This window comes from Streptomyces sp. NPDC050560 (assembly GCF_044457285.1).
In the GTDB taxonomy this organism is placed as follows: domain Bacteria; phylum Actinomycetota; class Actinomycetes; order Streptomycetales; family Streptomycetaceae; genus Streptomyces.
Genome location: NZ_JBITGT010000005.1, coordinates 495,397 through 514,135, shown reverse-complemented (window position 1 = coordinate 514,135; position 18,739 = coordinate 495,397). Strand labels below are relative to the sequence as shown.

The 18,739-nt window shown below is 72.7% G+C and carries 16 protein-coding genes; 5 read left to right on the top strand and 11 right to left on the bottom strand.

The genetic code is table 11. The features are described 5' to 3' along the window. Positions 1-92 precede the first annotated feature (92 nt). From ACIBIW_RS14465 to ACIBIW_RS14435, 7 genes are all read right to left on the bottom strand, one after another. Positions 93-839, bottom strand: coding sequence for an SDR family NAD(P)-dependent oxidoreductase (locus ACIBIW_RS14465; protein WP_399335718.1), 747 nt, complete (start codon positions 837-839; stop codon positions 93-95). Positions 840-889: 50 nt separating this feature from the next. Further along, on the bottom strand, positions 890-1,873 hold the full coding sequence (locus tag ACIBIW_RS14460; protein ID WP_399335716.1) for a 3-oxoacyl-ACP synthase III family protein: 984 nt from the start codon (positions 1,871-1,873) through the stop codon (positions 890-892). A 40-nt stretch (positions 1,874-1,913) separates the two neighbouring features. After that, on the bottom strand, positions 1,914-2,618 hold the full coding sequence (locus ACIBIW_RS14455) for an SDR family oxidoreductase (RefSeq protein ID WP_399335714.1): 705 nt from the start codon (positions 2,616-2,618) through the stop codon (positions 1,914-1,916). Then, a complete protein-coding gene (locus ACIBIW_RS14450; RefSeq protein WP_399335712.1) occupies positions 2,615-3,853 on the bottom strand; it encodes a beta-ketoacyl-[acyl-carrier-protein] synthase family protein in 1,239 nt (412 codons plus the stop codon). Before ACIBIW_RS14450 ends, ACIBIW_RS14455 begins: the two co-directional genes overlap by 4 nt. After that, positions 3,853-4,086 (bottom strand): acyl carrier protein, encoded by a 234-nt coding sequence (locus tag ACIBIW_RS14445; protein ID WP_399335710.1) that lies wholly within the window; start codon positions 4,084-4,086, stop codon positions 3,853-3,855. Before ACIBIW_RS14445 ends, ACIBIW_RS14450 begins: the two co-directional genes overlap by 1 nt. Before the next feature lie 328 nt (positions 4,087-4,414). Next, on the bottom strand, positions 4,415-5,452 hold the full coding sequence (locus tag ACIBIW_RS14440; protein ID WP_399335708.1) for a ketoacyl-ACP synthase III family protein: 1,038 nt from the start codon (positions 5,450-5,452) through the stop codon (positions 4,415-4,417). After that, positions 5,449-6,645, bottom strand: a complete 1,197-nt coding sequence (locus ACIBIW_RS14435) for an AfsA-related hotdog domain-containing protein (RefSeq protein WP_399335706.1) — start codon at positions 6,643-6,645, stop codon at positions 5,449-5,451. The genes ACIBIW_RS14440 and ACIBIW_RS14435 overlap by 4 nt, the downstream gene beginning before the upstream one ends. Positions 6,646-7,129: 484 nt before the next feature. Between ACIBIW_RS14435 and ACIBIW_RS14430 the strand changes: the two genes are divergently transcribed. After that, the gene (locus tag ACIBIW_RS14430) at positions 7,130-7,861 is read left to right on the top strand and encodes an SDR family NAD(P)-dependent oxidoreductase (protein ID WP_399335703.1); all 732 of its coding nucleotides are present in this window, start codon (positions 7,130-7,132) and stop codon (positions 7,859-7,861) included. Between the two features lie 266 nt (positions 7,862-8,127). On the opposite strand, the gene ACIBIW_RS14425 is transcribed toward ACIBIW_RS14430, so the two are convergent. Then, positions 8,128-10,968 (bottom strand): glycoside hydrolase family 3 C-terminal domain-containing protein, encoded by a 2,841-nt coding sequence (locus ACIBIW_RS14425; RefSeq protein ID WP_399335701.1) that lies wholly within the window; start codon positions 10,966-10,968, stop codon positions 8,128-8,130. A gap of 378 nt (positions 10,969-11,346) precedes the next feature. On the opposite strand from ACIBIW_RS14425, the gene ACIBIW_RS14420 reads away from it, so the two are divergent. The 3 genes from ACIBIW_RS14420 to ACIBIW_RS14410 are packed head-to-tail and all read left to right on the top strand — an operon-like array spanning position 11,347 to position 14,634. After that, the gene (locus tag ACIBIW_RS14420; RefSeq protein ID WP_399335869.1) at positions 11,347-11,802 is read left to right on the top strand and encodes a hypothetical protein; all 456 of its coding nucleotides are present in this window, start codon (positions 11,347-11,349) and stop codon (positions 11,800-11,802) included. Between the two features lie 13 nt (positions 11,803-11,815). Continuing rightward, entirely contained in the window at positions 11,816-14,101 is a 2,286-nt protein-coding gene (locus ACIBIW_RS14415) for a hypothetical protein (protein WP_399335699.1), read from the top strand. Then, a complete protein-coding gene (locus tag ACIBIW_RS14410; RefSeq protein ID WP_399335697.1) occupies positions 14,098-14,634 on the top strand; it encodes a hypothetical protein in 537 nt (178 codons plus the stop codon). Before ACIBIW_RS14415 ends, ACIBIW_RS14410 begins: the two co-directional genes overlap by 4 nt. A gap of 24 nt (positions 14,635-14,658) precedes the next feature. Here ACIBIW_RS14410 and ACIBIW_RS14405 read toward each other — a convergent pair whose 3' ends face one another. Continuing rightward, a complete protein-coding gene (locus tag ACIBIW_RS14405) occupies positions 14,659-15,543 on the bottom strand; it encodes a helix-turn-helix transcriptional regulator (RefSeq protein WP_399335695.1) in 885 nt (294 codons plus the stop codon). Between the two features lie 135 nt (positions 15,544-15,678). Here ACIBIW_RS14405 and ACIBIW_RS14400 point away from each other — a divergent pair, with 135 nt between their 5' ends. Next, positions 15,679-16,656: an aldo/keto reductase gene (locus tag ACIBIW_RS14400; protein ID WP_399335693.1), complete on the top strand. Its 978-nt coding sequence runs from the start codon at positions 15,679-15,681 to the stop codon at positions 16,654-16,656. Between the two features lie 107 nt (positions 16,657-16,763). Here the strand turns inward: ACIBIW_RS14400 and ACIBIW_RS14395 are convergent, their stop codons facing one another. After that, positions 16,764-17,162: a DUF4190 domain-containing protein gene (locus ACIBIW_RS14395; RefSeq protein WP_399335691.1), complete on the bottom strand. Its 399-nt coding sequence runs from the start codon at positions 17,160-17,162 to the stop codon at positions 16,764-16,766. Positions 17,163-17,483: 321 nt separating this feature from the next. Beyond that, positions 17,484-18,689 carry a low temperature requirement protein A gene (locus ACIBIW_RS14390; protein ID WP_399335867.1) on the bottom strand — a complete coding sequence of 402 codons (1,206 nt, stop codon included), beginning with the start codon at positions 18,687-18,689 and terminating at the stop codon, positions 17,484-17,486. Positions 18,690-18,739 lie beyond the last annotated feature (50 nt).

The following is an 18,739-nucleotide window of genomic DNA, read 5'->3' as shown; positions in this document are numbered from 1 at the left end:
GTGGTGGGGGGCGCGTGGAGGTCCGGGGGGCGTGGTGGGTGCTCGGGGGCGTGCGGCGGGCGTCGGCGGCCGGGCGCGGGGGCGGTTGCGCGTTACGCGGCCCACAGGAGGCCGCCGTTGACCTCCAGCACATGGCCGTTGACGTACGCGCTGTCGGCGCAGGCCAGGAAGACGGCGGCGGCGCCGAGTTCCGCGGGGGTGCCGAGGCGCCCCGCGAGGAGGCGGCGCCGGTAGGTGTCCCAGGCCCGGGGTGTGGCGGCGACCTGGCGGCCCATGCCCTCGTCGATGTAGCCGGGGGCGAGGCAGTTCACGGTGATGCCGCGGGGGGCGAGTTCGACGGCGGAGGTCCTGCTGAACATCTCGACCGCGGCCTTGCTCGCGCTGTACGCGGCGGCGCCCGCGGCGGTGCGGGTGGCGAGGCAGGAGGAGACGTTGACGATGCGGCCGCCGCCCTGGGCGGTCATCGGCCCGATGGCGGCGCGGGTGCACAGGAAGGTGCCGGTGAGGTTGGTCGACACGGTGCTGTGCCAGTCGTCGAGGGAGAGCCCGGCGATCTTGCCGTCCCTGCTGACCCCGGCGTTGGAGACCAGGACGTCGAGGGAGCCGAAGGTGTCGACGGTGGCGGCCACCAGCCTCCGTACGTCGTCCTCGTCGGTGATGTCGGCGCGCCGGTAGGCGAGGCGGCCGGGGTGTTCGTCGGTGAGTTCCCCGATGTCGTGGGGGCCGCGGGCGGCGCACATCACGGTGGCGCCCTCGGCGAGGTAGCTTTCGGCGATCGCGCGGCCGAGGCCGCGGGTGCCTCCGGTGATCAGCGCGACGGTGTGGTCGAGTCGTCCCATCGTGGTGTCCTTCGTGCGGCCCCGGTCGGTGGCCGGGCCTATGGCCGGGCCTAGTACCAGGTCAGGAGCATGGCTCCGGCGGTCATGCCGCCGCCGACGGCGGCGAGCAGGATGCGCTCGCCCCGTGCGAGGGGGCGTTCGCGGTGGGTGGCGTGGAGGGTGAGGGGCACCGAGGCGGCGGCGGTGTTCCCCATCAGGGGCGCGGTGAGCACCAGGCGGCCCCGGGGCACTCCCGCGTCCTTGGCGAAGGCTTGCAGGAGGCGGGTGTTGGCCTGGTGGAAGACAAAGCGGTCGATGTCGTCGAGACCGAGTCCGGTGTCGCCGAGGGTCTGGCCGACGACCTTGTCGAGGGTGGCGAGGGCGTAGTCGCGCACCGCGCGGCCGTCCATGTGGAAGAGGTGCGCGCCGGACTCGCGGGCCGCGGCGTCGAGCGGGGTGCGGGTGCCGCCCGCCTCGACGCCGACGAGGTGGTGCAGGGCGCCGTCGGTGACGAGCCGTATGGCGCCGATGCCGTAGCCCTCGGGGACCTCGCCGAGGACGGTGGCGCCCGCTCCGTCGCCGAAGAGGCTGACGGTCCTGCGGTCGGTGCGGTCCATGACGGTGGAGAACATGTCGGCGCCCACGACAAGCACCTGTTCGCCGCGCATCCGGCCGCCGAGCAGCCCCTCGGCGACCGCGACCCCGTAGAGGAAGCCGCTGCACACGGCGTTGACGTCGAAGGCGGGGACGCCGGGCAGGCCGAGGCGGTGCTGGGCGACGGCGGCGGTGGACGGCTGGGGCGAGTCGGGTGTGCAGGTGGCGACGATGAGCGCGGCGAGCCGCTCCCGGCAGACGCCGGGGGTGGACAGCGCCTCGGCGGCGGCGAGCGCGGCCATGTCGGAGGTGGTGGTGCCGGGCGACGCGTAGCGCCGCTCCCGCACTCCGGTGCGCTCCTCGATCCACGCGGGGGTGGCGCCGGTCCACGAGGCGATGTCGTGGTTGGTGACGATCCGCTCGGGCAGGTGGGAGCCGAGCGCCAGAAAGCCGACGGGCATGGTGGTGTGCCTTTCTGTGCGGCCGTCGCGCGGCCGGGTGTCAGTGCCCCATGCCGAGTCCGCCGCTGACCGGGAGGACGGCCCCGGTGATGTACGCGGCGTCCTCGGAGGCGAGGAAGCGCACGGCGGCGGCGACCTCGTCGGGGGTGCCGGGGCGGCCCAGCGGGGTGGAGCGCAGGTAGTCGGCGCGCCGCCGTTCGGTGAGGGTGCTGGTCATGTCGGTGTCGATCAGGCCGGGGCTGATGACGTTGGCGGTGATGCCGCGGGAGCCCAGTTCCCAGGCGAGGGAGCGGGCGAGGCCGATCAGGGCGGCCTTGGAGGCGGCGTAGTGGGTCTGTCCTGGCGAGCCCTGGAGTGCGACGGCGGAGGAGATGAGCAGGAGGCGGCCCCAGCGGGCGCCGAGCATGCAGCGGGCGGCGTGCTTCACGACCCGGATGGCGCCGCGGAGGTTGGTCGCGAGGACGTCGTCCACGTCCTGGTCGCGCAGCCCCGGCAGCAGTCCGTCGCGGGTGATGCCCGCGCTGACGACGAGGATCTCCACATGGCCCTGGGCGGCCTCGACGTCGGCGAACGCCCGCCGCACCGCCTCGGGTTCCGTGATGTCGCAGGGGACGGCGGTGAGGTCGGGGGGCGGTGGCCCCGAGCGGTGGGTGACGGTGACGCGGTGCCCCGCGGTGTGCAGGGCGCGGGCCGCGGCGAGGCCGATGCCGCGGTTGCCGCCGACGACGAGTGCGGAGCGTCTCATGCGGCGGTCACCACGATCACGGCGTTCTGCCCGCCGAAGCCGAAGGAGTGGGAGGCCGCGGCGCGCAGCGGGGCGCGGCGTGGCGCCGCCGTGACGATGTCGGCCTCGATGTCCGGGTCCTGGCGGGTGAGGTTGGCGGTGGGCGGGATCTCGCCGCGCTCGACGGCGAGCACGGTGTAGGCGGCCTCGACGGCTCCGGCGGCGCCGATGAGGTGTCCGATGGCGCCCTTGGTGGAGGTCACCGCGGGGTGTGCGCCGTAGACGCGCCGGATCATGCGCGCCTCCGCGATGTCGCCGAGCGGGGTGGAGGTGCCGTGCGCGTTGATGTGTCCGATGTCGCCCGGCGTGGTCAGGGCGTCGGCGAGTGCGGCGCGCACCGCCCGCTCGGCGCCGCCGCCCGCGGGGTCGGGCGCGGAGGGGTGGTGGCCGTCGGCGGAGGCGCCGAAGCCGCTGACGCGGGCCCGGACGCGGGCGCCCCGGGCGGCGGCGTCCGCCATCCGCTCCAGGACGAGCACCCCGGCGCCCTCGCCCGCGACGAAGCCGTCCCTGTGCAGGTCGAAGGGGCGTGAGGCGCGTGCCGGGTCGTCGCCGCGGCGGGAGAGCGCCCCCATCTTGTGGAGGCTTGCCATCCCGGTGCGGGTGAGGGCGGCCTCGCTGCCTCCGGCGAGCACCACGTCGCACATGCCGGACTCCAGGAGCTGGCGTCCGAAGCCGACGGCGGTGGTGCCGGAGGCGCAGGCCGTGGACACCACCTGGTTGGGGCCGAGGGCGCGGCAGTCCATGGCGATGTACCCGGCCGTCATGTTGACCGGCGCCATCACCATCAGGGTGGGCGAGACCAGCGCGGGCCCCTCGTCGAGGCAGGTGCGGTGCTCGCGCTCGAAGGTGGCCGAGCCCCCGAAGGAGGTGCCGATGACCACGCCCACCCGTGCGCCGTCCCACTCCGTGCTGTCCAGGCCCGCGTCGGCGACGGCCTGGCGGGCCGCGATCACCCCGAGGGCGCTGACCCGGTCCATGCGCAGGGCGGCCCTGCGGCCCAGGGCGGCCGCCGGATCGACGTCCTCGACCCGGCAGGAGAAGTCGACGGCCGTGCCGGACAGTTCGTCCGTCCTGGCCGCGGCGGACTCCCCCGCCCACACGCGTTTCACGTTCTTCTCCACGCCGGTCCCCGCCGGGGTCACCAGGCCGAGCCCGGTGACCGCGACGTCGAACCGCGTGCGGCGCCCCGGGGCCATCAGGCCGCGGCGCTCTGTGTGCCGAGCAGCGCGACGATGTCGCCGAGCGTGCGCTCCGGGGTGAGTTCGCTCTCCTCGACGATCACGCCGAACTCCTTCTGGATGGCGACGCCCAGCTCGATCAGCGCCAGCGAGTCGAAGTCGAGGGACTCGAAGGTGGCGCCGGGGAGGAGGGCGTCCGTGGGGACACCGATGCGGTCGAGAAGCTGGTAGAAGCGGTCCTGAACGGGCATGTCGTGACTCCCTTGGGGGTGTGGTCGATTCGTTGTGCGGGTGGATTGGTCATGCGGGTGGGTGGGGTCGTGTGGTGGCGTGGTGGGTGGGGCGTGCGTGGGATGGGGGCGGCCGTGCGGCGTGCCGTGGCCGGTCGGGCGTTCGTACGGCGGCCGGTCGGGTACGGCGGCATGTGTGCGAGGCGTGCCCGGGTACGGCGCCGGTGGGTGTCGCCTCCGCCGGGCCGGACCCCCGGTGCCGGGTGCGGGCGTCGGCCCGGGGCGCCCGGGTGCGGCGGTGCGAGGCCGCCGTGCTGATGGCCGCCCCTGCGCGTCGCGGGGCGCCGGGTCAGCGGGTGGTGGGGGCGGCCACGACCACGGCGGTGAAGGTGAAGCCGCCGCCGCCGTTGAGTACGAGGGCGTGTTCGCCGGGCTCCAGCAGGTGCCGGGAGACGAGGTCGGCCAGGGAGGCGTTCAGGTCGCCTGCGCCCAGGTGGCCGCTCTCCCTGCCGAGGTCGAGCAGTTCGGCGGGGGTGGACTCGACGAGCGGTGGCACGTACGCCTCCCGCATGGCCTTGGCGCCGAGCCGCGGCAGTACCGCGTACCGCAGCCGTGGATCGTCGGGCGCGAGTCCCGCGTCGGCGAGCGCGCGGGCCACGACGGCGCGGATGCGGTCGTGCGCCGTCTTGGTGAACCGCTCGATGCCGAACTCGCGCACGAAGGCGCGCTTGGTGCGCCGCACGTCGATCATGGAGCCGTGGCCGAGCGGGGCGGCGTCCAGCTCGTCGTCGCCGCGGTGCATCACCTCAAGCTCGGACGCGGCCTCGGTGTGGACGGCGTGGAGCAGCAGGTCGGCCGGGAGGCCGCGGTGGTGGTGGACCAGGACGGCCGTGGCGCCGTCGCCCGCCGCCATGCCGTAGTCGGTGAGCCAGCGGTCCCAACTGGGCAGCAGGAACCGGTCCGCGGTGGTGACAAGGGCGGGCCCCGCGGCGGGGTCGCCCTGGAGGCGGGCCGCGGCAAGCTCGATGCCGACGGCGCCGCCGTTGCACTGCTGGAGCACGCCGACAGGGGTCGCGCGGTGGGCGCCGAGCCGGTCGGCGATGTGGTGCGGCGCCGACCAGGCGTCGTGGCCCTGGTGGTGCACGCTGGCGTGCAGCAGGAGCGACAGCGCCTCGGCGGGGACGCCGCCGCGGTCCAGGAGAGCGCGGGCGGCGCGCACGGCCATGCCGGGCGGCGCGGTGCCGGCGGAGACGGGCAGCTCGGTGTAACCGAGGTCGCGGGCGGTCGCGGCGCTCAGCCGTCCGGAGGCGACCGCCAGGTCCGCGGTGTCCCTGTCCGGTGGCAGCCAGGCCCCGGCGAGCAACGAGAGCTGCCGGGTCAGCCTCATCGGCGTGCTCCCCGGCGGGCCTCGGCGCCGTCACGGGTGCCGGGGCGGTGGCCGGTGTCGGCGAGGGTGACCGTGATCGCGCAGATCACGGTGTCGAGTTGGCGGAAGTCCACCGCGACGGTGTGTCCCGCCGGGGGCCCCGCGACGGGGCCACGGCGCCGTGCGGTGACCGTGGTGGGGGCGTCCAGCTCGGCGAACCGCCCGAACTCGGCGTCGAAGCCCGCCACTTGGGGCAGCAGCGCGCGCTCGCCGCGGCTCGCCGTGTACAGGGCGGCCTGCCTGGCCGCCTCGATCAGCCCCATCGCCGGTACGTGGTCGAGCGGGTGGTCGTAGATGGCGGGGTGGCCCGCCGGGACGTCGAGCCTGGCCGTGGCGCCGTCCGGTGTCGGGGTGGCGTCGGTCAGCACGACGTTCTCCGGGAGGCTCCGGCCCACCGCTCCCGGCGCCGCCACGGTGCCCCCGGCGCGGGGCGGCAGCGCGCTGGTGAGCGGCGGCGGTGTGGTGCGGCGCAGGGCGCGCAGCGCGGCATAGCGCCCGGAGGGCATGTAGGCGGCGCCGATGGTGGCGTGGCCCGCCGGGGTGCCGTTCAGCGCCAGGTCCACGTCGAGGGTGGCGGACTCCAGGCGCCCGCCGCGCTCCCTGAGGTCGGTGGCGCCGACCAGCAGCGTCAGCTCGTCCGGTCCTCCGCCGGGCGGCTGCGGGGCGGCGGCGGTGAACCGGGCCGTCCAGCGTGTCACCAGGAACGCCGTGTCCGGTGGCACGCCGAGGTAGCGGTGCGCGACCGTGGTGGCGGCCTGGCGGCAGCACTCGGTGAGAAGGAGCGGATCGGCGGCGAAGCCGTCCGCGGGCGCCGCGGAGCCGCCCGCGGTGGCCGTGGTACGGGCGGCGGCCGGGCGGCCGCCACCGTCGCCGTCGGGTCCTGTGGTCTCCGCGGGCCCGGCCGCCCCCGTGGCCCCCGCAGGGGCCGTCCTGCCGCCGCGGTCCAGGCGGTCCGGCGCGGCGTATCCGGTGTGGTCGGTGAAGTAGCGGTGGCTGCGCGGCAGTTGGGCGGCGACCGCGAAGCGGATGCCGCTGACGGGCCGCGTGTCGGTGACGTACACCTCGGTCACCGCGCGCCTGTGTACCAGCGAACGCTCGACGGGACGCTCGAAGGCCAGCTCCTGGCCAGCGGCGCCCTCCTGCATGACTGTCATCCCGATGTCCCCGTCCCCGTTTCCCCGTTGCACCCGTGGCTCTTCCCGGTCCTGTGCGGCGTGCCACGGGCAGCGCGCCGCACGGGAGGCCGCCTGTGCGGGGCCTCCGCGGGGTCGGGCCGCGACCGGGGATCGGCCTGGCTCCTCGCCCACCACCGCAATGTGACACCCCCTCCTGAGCGACCGGGCCAGGTCCGCTTGAGGTTCCGGCCAGATACGGCCGTGGGCCGGGGAAGAGACGCCGGGGAAAGCACCGAAGTGCCTGGCCGGAGCGGTCGCCGCACCGCTGCCCCGGCCCTCCGCGCCGCGGCCGCGCACCGGCCCCGTATCAGCCCCAAGGGTGATGACCCGGCCCCGGGTTGACGACGGGACGCGCCGGTAGCGCTGCGTTGCGTATCGTCGACGGAGAGGTACCGGAGAGGCGGAGAGCGGAGAGGGCGGGCCGAAGGGGTCCGGCTTCCGTGCGGTCTGACGGAGGAGAGACGTGGCGCGTACCGCAGTGGTGACGGGTGGGGGGACCGGCATCGGCCGGGAGGTGGCACGGCGGCTGGCCGCCGAGGGCGCCGAGGTGGTGGTCGCGGGCAGGCGCCGGGAGGTGCTGGAGAAGACCGCGGCCGACCTGCCAGGCGCGGTGCGCCCTGTGGCGTTCGACGCGGCGTCGCCCGAGGCGGTGGCCGAGGCGCTCGGGCGGCTGCCGGAGCGGGTGGACGTGCTGGTGAACAACGCGGGCGGGGCGGCGGCGCTGGACCGGCCCGCGCCCGAGCCGGGGGATCTGCGCGCGGTGCGTGACGCCTGGTACGCGGACATGGATCTGAACCTGATGACGACGGTGCTGGTCACGGAGGCGCTGGAGCCCCGGCTCGGCGACGGCGCCCGGGTGGTCAGCCTCAGCTCGCTCGGCAGCCGCAACGGCGAGGGGGCGTACGGCGCGATGAAGGCGGCCGTCGAGTCCTGGAACGTCGGCCTGGCCCGGCGGCTCGGCCCCCGCGGCATCACGGCGAACGTGGTCTCGCCCGGGTTGGTGGAAGACACCGAGTTCTTCCGCGGGCTGATGACGGACGACTGGCGGCAGTCCCTGGTGAGCCGGTCCGCGAACGGCCGCGCGGGCAGCCCCGACGACATCGCCGCCGCCGTCTGCTTCCTCGCCTCCCCCGGGGCCGGGCACGTCACCGGCCAGGTGCTGCACGTCAACGGGGGTTCGTACAACGGGCTCTGACGGCCGCCGCGGGGGCGGTGGCGCGGGGCGCGGGCCGTACACGTGTGACGCCGACGCCCGGCACGCGCGCGTGCGGGCCACTGCGGCCCCGGCGCCGCCCCCTGCGGCCATGACGGACGGATGCCCCCGACCCTGGCGACGGGGGCATCCTGTCCGGGGCCCGGCCTGATCAACCGTGGTCAGACCGTGGCCACTTCAGCTTCCTTTCCTTGACCGGTCGTCCGCTTTCCAGGCGACCGCCCTTGCTCGGGCGAGCGTGCACTCCCTCAGGTGACCGTCCACACGAACGACCGGGTCGAGCCCGAGGCGCCCGCGGGCCCGCCCCGTGCGGTGACGGTGACCGTCCACGTACCGGTGCGGGTCGCGGCGCCGGTGAAGCGGCCCTTGTCGCTGAGGGCGATGCCGGGCGGCAGGTCCGACGCCGTGTACGTGGCCGCGCCGCCGTCGAGCGACCAGTCGACGCGCTTGCCGTGCGGGCTGCTCATGCCCCGCGGCCCCTGTTGCGCCGGGGCGGCGGCCTTGGCGGCGGCCCCGGACGCCGCCTGGAGGGTGCCGGTCAGCGGCAGGTCGCGGGAGGAGTCGCCGACGAGGATCTGATAGGAGCCGGGGGTGGTGGTCCAGCCGTGGCTGCCCGTATCCCAGTGAGCGAGATCCTTCGCGGTGAGTGTGAACGTGACGGTTTTCGACTGCCCGGGATCGAGTGTGACCCGCTGATAGCCCCGGAGTTGGTGCGGGGGCTCGCCGTCGGACGCGGGGGCCGCCACGTACAACTGGGCGACGTCCGTACCGGCCCGTGAGCCGGTGTTCCGCACGGTCGCGGTGACCTTGGCGGTGCCGCCCGACAGGGCGCCGACATCCAGGTCGCTATAGCCGAAGGTGGTGTACGACAGGCCGTATCCGAACGGGTAGAGCGGCGCGATGTCCTGCGCGTCGTACCAGCGGTACCCGACGTCGAGCCCCTCGCTGTAGTCGACCTCGCCGCCGGTGCCCGGCCAGCGCGCGGGGGTGTTGGCGGGCACGTCGCGCAGCGACTTCGGGAAGGTGACCGGGAGCTTGCCGGACGGATTGACGTCGCCGAAGATCAGTTCCGCCATGGCGGTGCCGATCTGCTGTCCTGGGTAGAAGCCCTCGAAGACGCCCGCGACCGAGTCGAGCCAGGGCATGTTGATCGCGGAGTTGTTGTTGAGGACGACCACGGTCCTCGGGTTGGCCGCGGCGACCTGGCTGATCATCTCGTTCTGGTTGTTCGGCAGGTCGAGGGTGTCGCTGTCGTGCTCCTCGTTGCCGTAGTTGTCGCTGGCGAAGACGATCGCCACGTCGGAGCCGCGCGCGAGGTCGACCGCGGAGCCGAGGTCGGTGGCGTCGTTGTAGGTGACGGTGGTGTCGGTGCCCTTGACCCGGTTCTCGATGCCGGTGATCGGCCAGACCGTGCCTGAGCTGGTGACCGTGGCGCTGCCGCCGCCGATGGTCTGCACCCCGGCGCCGCCGTCGACGCCGATCACGGCGATGGACTTGGTGGTGTCGGCGGACAGCGGCAGGATGCCGTCGTTCTTCAGCAGGACGGTGCCCTCCTCGGCGCCCTTGAGCGCGACGGCGACGTGTTCCGGCGTGGTGACCGTGGCGTCCCGGTCGCCGGTGGGCTCCTTGTCGAAGAGGCCGAACGCGAAGTACTGGGTCAGCAGTCGGCTCGCCATCGTGTCCAGCGTGGCCTGGCTCACGGTGCCCTTCTCGACGGCCTGCGCGAGGAAGTCCGCGAAGAAGTAGCCGTTGGGCATCTCCACCGTCAGGCCCGCGTTCGCGGAGTCCTCGGTGGCGTGGGTGCCGCCCCAGTCGCTGGTGACGAAGCCGCCGAAGCCGGCCTGCTCGTACAGGCCCTTGTTCATGAGGTCCGGGTTCTGGCAGGCGGGGACGGAGTTCACGACGCTGTACGCGCACATCGCCGCCGCCACCGCGCCGTCCTCGGCCGCCGTCTGGAACGCGGGCAGGTACATCTCCTGGAGCGTGCGCTCGTCCACCACGACGGTGCCGTCCGGGTGCTCGATGTTGTACGCGGCCAGGTGCTTGACCTCGGCCATCACCCCGGCGCTCTGGATGCCGCGGATGTCGGCGGCGCCCATCCGGCCGTTCAGGTACGGGTCCTCGCCGTACGACTCGAAGGAGCGGCCCCAGCGCGGGTCGCGCACGAGGTTCACCGTGGGGCCGAGCGCGACCTGGGCGCCCTTCCCCGCGAACTCCTCGCCGATGGCGGCGCCGTACTGCTCCATCAGGCCCTCGTCGAAGGTGGCGCCGTTCAGGTTGCCGCTGGGCATCTGGGTGACGCCGCCGAGGCCGTCGCCGACGCCGTGCGGGCCGTCCTGGAGGCCGATGCCGGGGATGCAGAGCGACGGGATGCCGTCGATGTTGCCGATGTAGGGCGAGGCGTTGTTGTTGCCGTGCAGGATGGACACCTTCTGCGCGTTGGTCATGTGGCTCATGACCTGCTGTACGCGCTCGGCGACCGGGGCGGTGGAGCCCACCCAGGGGCAGTCGCCGTCGCCGCCGTCCGGCGGCGGGTCGTCGGAGCCGCCCTCGGTGCGCAGCGAGAACTCCCACAGCGAGTAGCCGAACTCGGTGGCGCGCGCGGTGCCGTAGAGGCGCACGTAGCGGGCGGTCGCGTCGAAGGAGAGGCTCTCTGTGCCGCCCGCGCCGCTGGTGGTGGAGTACACGTCGCGCCAGTCGGAGCCGTTGTCGGAGACCTGGATCTGGTACGCCTTCGCGTACGCGGCCTCCCACGTCAGCTCGGCGCCGCAGAGGGCGGTGGGGCCCCCGAGGTCGACCTGGAGCCACTGGGGGTCGGCGGCCCCGCTCGACCAGCGGGTGCCGGTGTCGCCGTCGAAGGCGGCCGACGCGGGGAAGGCGGGGTCCTGTACGGAGGAGGCGGTGGCGGCCTTGCCGACCGCCGCGGTGGTGGTGGCGCAGGCCGCCGCGCTCCCGAGGGAGGCGGCGGAGGCCGAGGCGAGGGAGAAGCACGCCGACGCCAGCAGCGCGAGCGCGAGGATGACGGCGGCTCCGGGCGACCGCCGAAGGCGTCTGGGACGCCGGAGAGACCCTGATCGGGTGGCCCTCATGAGGGGTACCTCTCGAATTCTCGAAGTCTTCGGTTGTGGGCCCGCCGCCCCGGTCCGCCTCGTCGCGGACGGGTGGGGCGGGCCGTACGGGTGTGACGCGTGGTGCGGCGGGAGGCCGGAACTCCCGCCAGTCGTCGGAGCGTTGTGAGAGCGCTCTCTCGACCTCCGTGATGGTCCAGCGGTCGCCCTCGGGGTGTCAACAGGGCGGACGGGGAGCTGGGGAGAGTTTGACGAGGGCCGGGGAGGGCGACCGCTCCAGGCGGCGCACCGGGAGGCCGTTCGCCGGTTTCGATTGACCGAAACAGGCATTCCGGTTTGCTTCTCATGGGATCATATCGGCCCGACCGCGTGGATGTGGGGCTCAGGGAAGGCGTCGCGATGGGCTGGGACGAGTGGGAAGAGCTGAAGGGCCGGGCGGCGGACCGGCGCACCGCGCACACCCGCCTCAACCAGTACCCGGGCGACCAGGGCGACGGCGACGGCGATCTCGTCGTGCACCAGGACGACCTGGGGGCCGTGGGCCACGAGGCGTTCGTCCTCCACGACCATCTGCGCAAACAGGCCGACATCGCGGGAGCGGGCGCGGAGAAGGGCGGCGAGGGGTCCACGGCGCGCGCCGCCGCGGCGCTGAAGAAGCAGCACTTCGCGATGGGGCCCGCGATGGGCACCACCGTCGAGTACTGGACGAAGCAGGTGAAGGCCGTGCTCCAGGCGTGCGCGGACATCTCCAACCATCTCGACTACAGCGCCAAGTTGCACACGAAGGACGACACCCATATCGCGGCGAGCCTGCCGGACACGCCGACGTCGAAACTGAACGACCTGTTCAAGTAGGAGAGGGACGAGGATGCCGCTTTCCTACCGGGACCTGATGGACGTCGATCTCGGCCCGCTGGGGACGGCGGTGGGCGACTGGAAGACGGCGGTCGACCACCTCTCCACCCTGGCGGACAGCGCCAGGGACGGCCTCAAGGCCAAGGCGGACTCGGCGAAGTGGGCCGGGGTGAACGCGGGAGTGACGCGGGGGTTCGTCGCCAGGACGGCGAAGGAGTTCCGGGACCTGCACGGCGAGGCGAAGAGCGTCTTCGACGTGCTCGACGACGCCCACCGCGAGCTGGTGACGCTCCAGAAGAGCGTGACGTCCCTCGTGCACGAGGCCGAGGGCAGGGGCCTGGTCGTCAAGGACAACGGCGACACCACCGTCACAGTGACCCAGTACGCCGCCCCCGGGGAGCCCGCCAAGGAGGACCTGGAGAAGCAGACCGAGCACTACGCCGCCCAGATCACGTCAAAGGTCGGGCAGGCCGAGGACATCGACCAGTCGGTGAAGCTGGCACTCGGCCGCATCCATGGCAAGGACGCGTACAACGCGGGCCACCACGAGTACGGTTCGCTGAACGACGCCCAGGCGGAACGCGCTATCGAACTCGCCAATAGGGGCGACAAGATGACAGACGCGCAGTTCCGTGAGCTGAACCGGCTGCTGAAGTACAACGGCGGCGCCAGGGACGGCGAGTTCGCCACCGATTTCTTCAAGGGGCTCGGCGGGCCCCGCAAGACGCTTGAGTTCTACGCGGAGATGGCGACGGACGGCACGGCCGACAATGCCGGCAAGACGCGGCTTGACCTGGCGAGACAGCTCCAGCGGAATATGGGTATGACGTTGGCGACGGCGACTGATCCCGACAACCGGGAGCATCTTTCGGACAGTTGGGGAGCGCAGTTCCGTCGGCTCGGCACCCGGCAGATCGCGTGGGTGGACGGGCAGATGTACAAGCCGCTGGGGTACCAGGTGCTGGGCGGCATGCTGCGCTACGGCGACTATGACGCCCGTTTCATCAACCCCGTCGCGGAACACATCACCCAACTCCATGACAGGCATCCCGACATGTTCGACATCAACCGGGAGGTCGGGGGCAGTGACGCGTACGGGTTCAATCCCAGCGGGAAACTGGGGAAGGGGCAGGACCCGCTGAGCGGGGTGTTGGAGGGGTTGGGGCATAGTCCCGCGGCCGCGACGGCGTTCTTCCACGATGAGCCGACGCCGTATGACGACAACGGTTCGGAGATCGAGGATGGCAAGGTCGGTTACAGGAATTATCTCAACCACTTCACGGACGAGAACTTCAAGTGGTCGACCGACAACAACGAGCCGTTCCCCGCGGCCAACGGCGAAAAGTCCTTCACCGACCACCAGTTCGGGCCGACCGCGCTGGGGCATGCGCTGGAGGCGGCCACGACCGGACGGGCTTATGACGACGACAGCGGGCCGGCAATCATGCACGGAACGCAGCAGGCCGCCCTCGTAGGGCAGTTGGTCGACAAGTTCGGCGAACATCCGGAACTGATCCGGCACGATCTCAAGAGCGGCGCGGACGACGAAGGCAGTGGCCCATTGTGGGGCATGCGCGAGAGTCTCGGGGATATCACGGCTGAGTACATGGGTGATTTTCAGCGCGGCGTGGTGGGAGGAACAGCGGATCATTTCCCCTCCTTCGGTGAGCAGGTCGAGATCAATCCGGAAAGAGCCACGGCATTCCTGGGGGAAGTCGGGCAGGACCCCCACGCTTACGCGTCAATCACAAGTGCCCAGCAGGCTTACACCGCGAACATTGTCGATCACGTCTTGAACGACCCGAGCGAGACACGAGTGGACCCCAGCGAGCGGCTACGAAACGGTGTCGAGCCCGGAGGGATGATCGCTGGCATCATGAGCCAGGCACGTTCCGACGCGGTGGTGGCACACCACGCCGCGGCCGACTCCGCCTTCAATGACGCGGCGGCCGACAAGATGAAGTGGGCGGACCGCCTCCTCGGCATGGGGATCGACAAGGGCGCGGAGAAGGTTCCGATCCTCGGGCCCTCCATCGGCTGGGCCAAGGAGGACCTCGAAGAGAGCATTCTCAAGAGTGTGGCGGCCGATTCGGCCGACGATGCCGCCAGAGAGTCATCGGAGGAGTATCACGGCGGTCGGAACGCGGTCATCGCTTCCACCCGCAGCATCGTGGAAACAGCAGCCGGGGACAGGTTCAGCGACGCCAGTGTCAGCGACTTCCAGGACTCCGCCGTGTCCGGGGCGAGTGCGGGATTCAACTCGGGTGTGAACGCGGTGAACGGCGGGGATGCCAAGTGACCGGGGACCACGTGCGCCGGCTGGGCGCTGCCGCTGTCGGGGCCACCCTCCTCGTAGCACTGCTCGGGGCGTGCGGCGGCAAAGAACGCAACTACCAGATCCCGAAGTCACTCTGCGGAGTCCCCGTCCTCGACGAACACATCGTCGAGGATGTACTCCCTGGCGGGGACGAGATCGACCCGCGGCCGGCCTCGACGGGAGATATCCCCCAGCACCTCTACTGCGACATCCATATCGACAACAAAGTACAGATCGGCATCGAAGGAACCTGGAGGCCCGCCGGTTTCACGGCCAAGGACTCCGCCGTCGATCATTTGCAGTACGGCGCCCCCTCCACCGACCACGGCCGCTACGTCTACTGGGAAGACGGCGCCACCACCGCCTTCCCCTGCGCCAACACCAAACAGAAGTCCGGCGCCTTCTCCGTCTACGTCAACGCGCCACGCGCCGACGGCGACATGGGCGAGAAGATGCGGCGCTTCGTCGCCTCCTATGCCCAAGCCTGGAAGACCCGGCTGCCCTGCGGCAGTTGACAGCCACTCCCCCGCCCGGGGACGTCAACTTGTCGACGATGGTGACCACCGGAGCAGGAAGTGCAGGGCCTCCCACGACGGGGTGTCGGGAGGGGCCGTGTAGGCGACCAGGAGTTGGTCGGGGGAGGTGTCCACCGTGAGTTGTTGGACGTCCAGGGTGAGGGGGCCCGCGACGGGGTGGAGGTAGGTCTTGGTGAGCTGTCGGGGGCCGCTCACCCGGTGGCTCTCCCACCAGGTGGCGAAGTCGCGGTCGGCGCGGCGGAGTTCGTCGATCAGGGCGGCCAGTTCCGGGTCGTCGGGGTGGCGGCCCGCCTCCATGCGGAGCATGGCGACGCAGTCGCGGGCGGCGTGCGGCCAGTCCGCGTACAAGGAGCGGTAGGTGTCGTCGAGGAACGTCATGCGGTAGAGGTTGCGCCGCCCCGGTGGCACCGCCGCGAAGTCGGTGAGCAGGGCGACCGCCGCGCGGTTCCAGGCGAGGACGTCGGTGCGGCGGCCGAGGACGAGTGCCGGGATGTCGTGCATGCCGTCGAGCAGGAGGCGCAGCCGGGAGTCGACGCGCTGCGGGGCGGGGCGCCCGGCGGGGGCCAGCTGGGGCACGTCGGCCACCGTGAAAAGGTACGTGCGCTCGTCGGGGGCCAGACGCAGGGCGTCGGCGAGCGCGTTCAGCACCGGGGGTGACACCCGGTGGGCCCTGCCCTGTTCCAGGCGTACCACGTAGTCCGTGCTGACGTGGGCGAGCTGGGCCAGTTCCTCGCGGCGCAGGCCGGGGACCCGGCGGGGCCTGCCGTCGTCGGGCAGACCGGCCCCGCGCGGGTCGAGCGCGCCGCGGCGGGCGCGCAGGAAGGCACCCAGAGCGCTGCCGCGGTGGCCGCCCCGGGGACCCGGGCGGGTGTCGGGTCGGTCGTCCATGGTTCCAGTGTCCGCCCGGCGGGCCCCTCGTGCCTGGTACTGGTCCGCATAGGCAGGGCGCTCCCTGGTACGCGCCCGGTGCGCCGGGCGACGGTGGGGGTGGACCGGGGGACGGGACTACGGAAGGTGGGTGTGATGGGACGCGGTGTGCGCGACCGGGGGCGTGGTGGCCCCGCCCTCGGCGGGAAGGTGCTCGCGGGGCGTGTCGGGTTCGGGGCGATGCGGCTGACCGGGCCCGGTCTCTGGGGCACCTACGAGGACCGCGCGGGCGGGATCGCGCTGCTGCGGCAGGCGGTCGAGGAGGGCGCGGCCCTCGTCGACACCGCCGACGTGTACGGGCCGCACAGCAACGAGCTGCTGATCCGCGAGGCGCTGCACCCCTACCCGGAGCATGTGGTGGTCGCCACCAAGGGTGGTCTGGTGCGCGGCGGGCGCCCGCTGGAGACGATCGGCGCGGTGGGCAACCCCGCGTATCTGCGGCAGAGCGCCAGGATGAGCGCGCGGCGGCTGGGGGTGGACCGGATCGACCTGTACTACCTGCATAGCGGTTATGCGCGCGACGCCTCGTTCGAGGACCAGGTCGGGGTGCTTGCGGAGCTGCGGGACGAGGGGGTGATCGGGGAGGTGGGGCTCTCCAACGTGACCGTGGAGCAGTTCGGGGCGGCCCGGCGGATCGTGGATGTCGCGGCGGTCACCGCGCACTTCAACGTGGTGGACCGGCGCCAGACCGCACTGCTGGCGGCGGCGGAGGAGGCGGGCGCGGTGTTCTCGCCGTGGCAGCCGGTGTCGCTCTCGCGGCCCGGGGCGCCCACGGACACCGGGGGTCCCGCCGAGGTGCGCGGTGTGCTGGAGCCGGTCGCGGCCCGGCTCGGGGCGACCGTGTCGCAGGTGGCACTTGCGTGGCTGCTGGCGCGCTCCCCCGCGATGCTGCCGGTGCCGGGCACCACCAGCCCCGGCCATCTCCGCGAGAACCTGGCGGCGGGTGAACTATGCCTGGAACACCGGGACTTCGAGTCCATCGAGGCCCTGGGGAATGCCGAGGGCCCGGGGGATGCCAACGGCCTCGGCAGCGCCGGAGACCTCGGGGTGCCGGCCTCAGGGCCGGCCGTATGAACGCCGGACGGGTCCCGGCCACGCGCCGCGACCGCAAGCGCGACCGCGGGGCGGCTACTGCCGCGGCCGCAGCGCCATGGCCACGGCTGCGGCCGCGCCGCCGTCCGTCACTTGTCGTTCAGGTCGTTCTTGAATTCCTTCGCGCAGTGGTCCTTGTCGGACTGGCTGTTGGCGTGCTTCATGCAGTCGTTGTAGTCGTGGAACTCGTCCGAGTTGAAGATGGAGATGCCCGCCGCGAGGATCACCGAGGACACGATGAGGCCGAGGACGCCGAGGATCGCTCCGGCGATGGCCTTGCCGCGGTGGGGCGCGGTGCCGCCACGGGCCCTGCGGGCCCCGATGACGCCGAAGACCAGGGCGAGCAGGCCGAGGACGATGCCCCCGGCCACCGTCCAGAAGAGCACGCAGGCCAGGATGCCCAGCACCAGGGCCGCGATGGCGAGCCCATTACTCCTCCGCATGGGCATGTCATTCTGCTGGGGGTACCGGATGTCCTGCTGCGCCATGATGACCGCCTTCCGCAGCACCGTGGACCGCACGGCGCGTCTCGTCGGAGTGTCGTGCCCGGGACCGGACACCGCCTGAGCACTCGTCGAACGGTGATGCAGATGCCCCGGGATGAAGGCTTCATTCCGGGAGGGGCCGACGCGCCGTCCGAGAAGGACCGACGCGCCGCGCCAACGGTCTCCGCGCAGGTACCGGCCCGGGTACTGGACGCGGGGGTCCGCCGCGACGCGCGCGTCAACCGGTACTAGACACACGCGTCAACCGCTGCCAGGAGTGCCGCGAAAGCCCGCCTGCTCCCCCGTCGCCCCGCCCGCGGCGCCCTACCCCGCCCGTCCCGCGACCGGCCGGTGTCCCAGTGCCACGTTCCCCGCCACCGTGGCGGCCGCGGCGAGGCCCATCCCCAGGATGGCCCAGTCGAGGCCGAGTTGGCCCGCGAGGGAGGCGAGGACGAGGACGGCGACGGCGCCCGCCGTGACGACGAGGAGGTGCGCGGTGGCGCGCATACGGCCGAGCCGGTGCAGGAGCGCGAGCACGGCGAGGTGCACCGCCACCGGGACGGCCACCGCGAACGCCGCGGTGGTGTCGGCGAGATGGTCGCGGTGCTCCGCGGTCTCCACCGCGACGTCGAGGCCCGCGCCGAGCGCCGCGCCCGAGGCGAAGACGAGGTAGTGGCCGTAGCCCCAGGACAACGCGGTGCGCAGCGCGGGGAGTTCGGGCTCGGCGCCGCTGAAGTACGTCCACCAGAGGGAGAAGACGAGCAGCAGCCCACCGGCGGCGATCAGCAGCAGCTCTGCGGACACCCCGTGCTCGGTGAGGGCCGAGTGGATGCCGGTGGTGGTGGCGAGGATGACCTCGCCGAGCACGATGATGGTGAACAGGCCGTACCGCTCGGCGATGTGTCCCGCGTGCCAGGGTGTGGCCTCGCGCCGCGACTCGGCCCACAGCGGCACACACACCTCCGCGACCACCAGCACGCCGAAGCCCGCGTAGTCGTACGGGTGCGGCAGCAGCAGCCGCAGCACCCAGCCCGCCTGGACGACCGCGACGCCGATCGCGTAGCGGGTGTCGGCGCCGCGGCGCCGCGGGTCCTGGGCCGCGGCGCGCAGCCACTGGGTGACCATGGCGAGCCGCATGACCACGTAACCGGCGGTGACGACACGGAAGTCGTAGTCCCCGAACGCGTCGGAGACACCGGCGGCGAGCACGAGCACGCCCGCCATCTGAAGGAGCGTCAGAACGCGATAGGCGACGTCGTCGGTGTCGTAGGCGGAGGCGAACCAGGTGAAGTTCATCCACGCCCACCAGATGGCGAAGAACACCATGGCGTAGCCGAGGACGCCAGGTCCCGTGCGGCCGTCGGCGAGGGTGTGGGCAAGCTCGGCCGCGGCCTGGGAGACCGCGACCACGAAGCAGAGGTCGAAGAGGAGTTCCAGCGGGGTGCTGGCGCGGTGCTCCTCGTCGGGCGCGCGGCCCCGCATGGGGCGCAGCCACTGCCCCCGCCGCTGTGCCGCGCCCGCGTCCCCCATGCTCATACCGCCTCCGTGGTGCCGTTCCTGCGGCGGCGCCCGCGCGGCGG

Bases quoted from the DNA above. Each gene is read 5' to 3' on its own strand.
- ACIBIW_RS14465 (WP_399335718.1), bottom strand. From the start codon at position 839: ATGGGACGACTCGACCACACCGTCGCGCTGATCACCGGAGGCACCCGC.
- ACIBIW_RS14460 (WP_399335716.1), bottom strand. From the start codon at position 1,873: ATGCCCGTCGGCTTTCTGGCGCTCGGCTCCCACCTGCCCGAGCGGATC.
- ACIBIW_RS14455 (WP_399335714.1), bottom strand. From the start codon at position 2,618: ATGAGACGCTCCGCACTCGTCGTCGGCGGCAACCGCGGCATCGGCCTC.
- ACIBIW_RS14450 (WP_399335712.1), bottom strand. From the start codon at position 3,853: ATGGCCCCGGGGCGCCGCACGCGGTTCGACGTCGCGGTCACCGGGCTC.
- ACIBIW_RS14445 (WP_399335710.1), bottom strand. From the start codon at position 4,086: ATGCCCGTTCAGGACCGCTTCTACCAGCTTCTCGACCGCATCGGTGTC.
- ACIBIW_RS14440 (WP_399335708.1), bottom strand. From the start codon at position 5,452: ATGAGGCTGACCCGGCAGCTCTCGTTGCTCGCCGGGGCCTGGCTGCCA.
- ACIBIW_RS14435 (WP_399335706.1), bottom strand. From the start codon at position 6,645: ATGACAGTCATGCAGGAGGGCGCCGCTGGCCAGGAGCTGGCCTTCGAG.
- ACIBIW_RS14425 (WP_399335701.1), bottom strand. From the start codon at position 10,968: ATGAGGGCCACCCGATCAGGGTCTCTCCGGCGTCCCAGACGCCTTCGG.
- ACIBIW_RS14420 (WP_399335869.1), top strand. From the start codon at position 11,347: ATGGGCTGGGACGAGTGGGAAGAGCTGAAGGGCCGGGCGGCGGACCGG.
- ACIBIW_RS14415 (WP_399335699.1), top strand. From the start codon at position 11,816: ATGCCGCTTTCCTACCGGGACCTGATGGACGTCGATCTCGGCCCGCTG.
- ACIBIW_RS14405 (WP_399335695.1), bottom strand. From the start codon at position 15,543: ATGGACGACCGACCCGACACCCGCCCGGGTCCCCGGGGCGGCCACCGC.
- ACIBIW_RS14400 (WP_399335693.1), top strand. From the start codon at position 15,679: ATGGGACGCGGTGTGCGCGACCGGGGGCGTGGTGGCCCCGCCCTCGGC.
- ACIBIW_RS14395 (WP_399335691.1), bottom strand. From the start codon at position 17,162: ATGGCGCAGCAGGACATCCGGTACCCCCAGCAGAATGACATGCCCATG.
- ACIBIW_RS14390 (WP_399335867.1), bottom strand. From the start codon at position 18,689: ATGGGGGACGCGGGCGCGGCACAGCGGCGGGGGCAGTGGCTGCGCCCC.